At 61.8% G+C, this 4,306-nt stretch carries 3 protein-coding genes and 1 pseudogene; all 4 read left to right on the top strand.

Annotated features, from left to right (window positions below; all coding sequences use genetic code 11):
• Positions 1 to 2,133 (top strand): DEAD/DEAH box helicase (locus Q0288_RS08520; RefSeq protein ID WP_299429468.1); only part of this gene is annotated, 2,133 nt, incomplete at its 5' end.
• Positions 2,134 to 2,186: 53 nt separating this feature from the next.
• Positions 2,187 to 2,252 (top strand): annotated as a pseudogene (locus Q0288_RS08525) (nucleotidyltransferase domain-containing protein); the annotation flags it as partial.
• A 203-nt stretch (positions 2,253 to 2,455) separates the two neighbouring features.
• Positions 2,456 to 2,755 carry a hypothetical protein gene (locus Q0288_RS08530; RefSeq protein WP_299429470.1) on the top strand — a complete coding sequence of 100 codons (300 nt, stop codon included), beginning with the start codon at positions 2,456 to 2,458 and terminating at the stop codon, positions 2,753 to 2,755.
• 6 nt (positions 2,756 to 2,761) lie between these two features.
• Positions 2,762 to 4,075, top strand: coding sequence for a tRNA uridine-5-carboxymethylaminomethyl(34) synthesis GTPase MnmE (gene mnmE, locus Q0288_RS08535; RefSeq protein WP_299429469.1), 1,314 nt, complete (start codon positions 2,762 to 2,764; stop codon positions 4,073 to 4,075).
• The last annotated feature ends 231 nt before the right edge of the window (positions 4,076 to 4,306 follow it).

Here is a 4,306-nt window from a genome sequence, read left to right on the forward strand (position 1 = left end):
GCGACCTCTACTGCCTCGGGTAAGAGTCTGGTCTTCCAGGTGCCGGTGCTCAAAGCTGTGCTGGAAGGACAGGCCGCCCTCCTGCTCTACCCCACCAAGGCCCTGGCCCACGATCAGTTGGGGCGCCTGCGGCAGATGGCCCGGGAACTCGAGGTAGAGGATAGAATCCATGCCTACGATGGCGATACCTCTGGTGCACAGCGCAAAAAAGCCAGGGAAGCGGGCCGGGCCATTCTGACCAATCCCGACATGTTGCACTTCGGGCTACTGCCCAGGCACGGCGACTGGGCAGGGTTTTTGTCCAGGCTACGCTACGTTGTGGTAGACGAACTCCATGCCTACCGGGGGGTGTTTGGCACCCATGCGGCATTAATCTTGCAGAGGCTTTTGCGGCTGGCCCGGCATTATGGGGCGAACCCCCAGGTAGTAGCGGCCAGCGCCACCATCGCCAACCCTGCCGACCACGCCCAAAACCTGACCGGGCTTGGCTTTGCTCAGATTTCTGCCAACCCCTCGAGGGCCGAGCGCGAGTTTGGGGTCTGGTTGCCCAAAGCGCTCGACAAGGAAGGCAAAAGCCGGCGCAGTGCCAACCTCGAGGCCGCACTGCTGGCCCGCCATGCCGCCGAACAGGGCCTGCGTACCCTGATTTTCACCACTTCACGCCGTACGGCCGAACTGGTAGCCCGTTACGCGAACGACCCCCGCGTCCGACCTTATCGGGCGGGCTACCGGGCTTCGGAACGGCGTCGGCTGGAGCAAGCCTTGCAGGAAGGGGCAGTTCGGGTTCTGGTGAGTACCAGCGCCCTCGAGCTTGGCGTGGACATCGGCGGTCTGGACGCCGTAATTCTGCTGGGCTATCCGGGCTCGCTAAGCTCGTTCTGGCAGCGGGCTGGCCGGGCCGGGCGCGGGAAGCAGCGGGCGCTGGTGCTGTGGATTCCCCGTGAAGACCCTATGGATGCCTATTTCGAGCAGCACCCCGAACTGCTTTTAGCCAGCCCCCCAGAGTCGGCTATTGCCGACCCTGATAATCCGATACTGTATCCCCTGCACGCCCACTGCGCGGCGCGGGAGTTACCAGTGAGGCTGCCTTCAGAAGACCGTCTGGGGTCTGGGGTCGAGAAATCTGGAGTTCAAGACGGTACGCTGACCCATGACCCGCGCCCCGCGCCCCTCGATCCCTTTTACAGATCCTGGCTTAACATCCAGCCACCGCTGGTGGAGAGGTACGGACGCCTCTATTCTCCCAAGCGTTACCCGCACCGGGATCTGGTACTGCGCGGGCTGGGCCATAGCTTTAGTTTGCGCGACAACACCGGTAAGTTGCTGGGTACCCTGGACGAGCGGCAAGCTTACTGGGAGGCTCATCCCGGAGCGGTTTACCTTCATCAGGGCGAAAGCTATCTGGTGCGCAACCTCGATCCGGAGCAGCGCGAGATTGTGTTGTTGCCAGGCCTCGAGGACTACTACACCCAGCCCAGAGCCGAGACCCATATCGAGGTTTTACAGGGCGAGGAAATTCTGGGCGGTATCTGGGTTGGGCCGGTGGTGCTGCGGGAACGGGTCACCGGCTACGTCAAGAAACGCTTTGTGAGCGAGACCATGCTGGAAGAAGTGGCGCTGACGATGCCCGAGCTAACCTTCCAGACCGAGGCGGTCTGGTTCCACCCCTGCGAGGGTCTGGAGATTCTGCCAACTCTGGAAGCGGGCCAGATCGAGCCGCGCTGGCCCGACCAGACTTTTTTGACCGAGGCCCGGCTTCCCTCTGCCATCCACGCCCTCGAGCACACCCTGATTGGCCTGCTGCCGCTGTTTGTGCTGGCCGAGCGGCGGGATATCGGAGGGATCTCTTATCCTTTCTACCCTGGGCCACTGGCATCGGGCGGAGGCCCAACCATCTTTATCTATGATGGCTATCCGGGCGGGGTAGGGTATGCTCGAGCGGCTGCACGGCAGTTCCCCCGTTGGGTGACGGCCACCCGCGATCTGCTGCAGAGCTGCCCCTGCGAGGGAGGTTGTCCCCGTTGCATCCTGTCTCCCAAGTGTGGCAATGGCAACCAGTTTCTCGATAAACAAACCGCACTGGTGCTGGCCGAAACACTCCGCAGCCGCTATCGTTCCAGAAAGTCCAACTGATGGATAACCTTATTTCCGCGACGGTAGATGGGCTCCAGTCCGACCCCAAAGCGATGGGGGTGCTGCTCACCGGCTCCAGGGCCAGAGGCGATGCCACCTCCGGCTCCGATGTAGACTTCTGGGTGCTCCTGGGTGGGGTCAATGAACGCAAGTTCCGTAGCGAGGAGCAACAGGGTTATTTGATCGAAATGCACTTTCGCAACCTGGTGCAGGCTCGAGACAAAATGCGCCACCACCCTATGGAACTCTATAGCCACCTGGACGGCAAAATCCTCTACGATCCCGAGGGCAGGCTGGCCGAGCGGCGGTTCCCCACCTACCGGTGCCCGAGCCCAGACGCAAAGCCCTGGCCTACTGGCTACAAAATGCCAGGCGCAAGCTCCAGACCGCGCACAGCGAGCAGGCCCCGCTCAAGATGGGCTACCTGGCCAGCACCCAGAGCTGGAAAATCCTCGAGGGCCTGTGGGCCGCCAACCATCTGCCCATGCCCCCCGCCGGGGCGGTGTTTGCCCACATCTCCAGGCTCGAGGCCCCACTCCCTCCTTTCGAGCTATTCACCCGCCGGTTTGGCAGTGACCCTCCCACCCGGAGCAAAACTGCCCTGACCCTCATTGACTGGTGAATCCTTGTGGGCTTGCCTTCGCTGAACGACCTTATTGCCGCCATTGCCACCCCCCCCGGCAAGGGCGCAATAGGAATTGTGCGGGTCTCGGGTGCGGGCGCCCTGGAGCTGGTCTCGAGGCTCTGGGCTGGTACAAATCCCACCCGGCTGGCGGGAGGGCGTTTCACCTACGGTAAAATCTGCGATCCCAGCACCCAGGAAATTCTGGACGAAGCGCTCTTGCTGGTCTTCCGAAAACCCCACTCCTATACTGGGCAGGACAGCGCCGAACTGCATACCCATGGTTCCCCGGCAGTTCTGCGAAAAGTGTTGCAAACCCTGTTCGAGCTGGGGGCACGCCCCGCCCAACCCGGCGAGTTCACGCTTCGGGCCTATCTGAACGGTAAGATGGATCTGGCACAGGCTGAATCGGTCTTGAGCCTGGTGGAGTCTGAATCGGACGCGGCCCGGCGGCAAGCCCTGCGTGGGCTGAGCGCTGGCCTGTCAGAAAAAATTCAACACCTTTCCGAACCACTCTTCAACCTGCTGGCCCATATCCAGGCCTGGCTCGACTACCCCGAAGAAGGGGTCGAGGCAGCCGCAATTCGAGCCACCCTCGAGCCGGTCTTGCAGGAGATTCAGCACCTGTTGGCCACCGCACCCGCAGGGCGCATCGCCCACAAGGGAGCCCGCATCGCCCTGGTGGGGGCTCCCAACGCAGGCAAGTCCAGTCTGCTCAATGCGCTGCTGGGCTACGAACGGGCCATCGTGACCCCCATTCCCGGCACCACCCGCGACTACCTCGAGGCCCCGCTGGAAATTGCAGGCGTGCCTATCGTGGCCATTGACACTGCCGGGGTGCGTGAAACTACTGATCTGGTTGAGAAAAGCGGGGTCGAGCGGGCCTTGCAAATCGCGCAGGAGGCAGACCTGGTGCTGTATCTGGCCGACCAGAGCCAGCCCACCTCCCCCCCACCTGCCCTGCCCTGGGCACGAACCCTGAGGGTTGCTACCAAAGCCGACCTTCCCCCTGCATGGCAGGATGAAACGTTTGCGGCGGTCTCGAGCCAGACCGGCCTGGGCTTGCAGGAGTTGCGTCAGCAAATCCACACCCGGCTTTTGGGCCAGGCCCCCGAAGGCGAAATCTGGATCAGCAACGAGCGCCATGTCGAAGCTCTACGCCGGGCCGAGGCCCATTTACAAGAAGCCTTGCAGGCCCCCGAGGATCTGGCCGGGGTTTCGATTGAAAGCGCCCTGGATGCGCTCGCGGAAATCCTGGGCCTGGATGTATCTGAAGAAGTAGTTGACCGGGTTTTTCGCAATTTCTGTGTGGGCAAATAAACGCTTTCCCACAGATCCCAGCTTTCAAGAACTGGCTCCGATCAGGGCGGTTGCCGTAGAGGGTACATCCGTTTACGGAAGCCCGCGCCGGTCTGGAGGCGGTTTTCTAAGCAACCAGGCTGCAACCACTTTTTTAATGAACAGACGTTTGAACCTATCAAAAACGTACCATCTGGTACAACGCCTTTGGCATCCCACTTCGTAGAAGGTTCGGTCCGTGCTAGAAGAAGT

The organism is uncultured Meiothermus sp., from assembly GCF_937863175.1.
Classification (GTDB): Bacteria; Deinococcota; Deinococci; order Deinococcales; family Thermaceae; genus Meiothermus.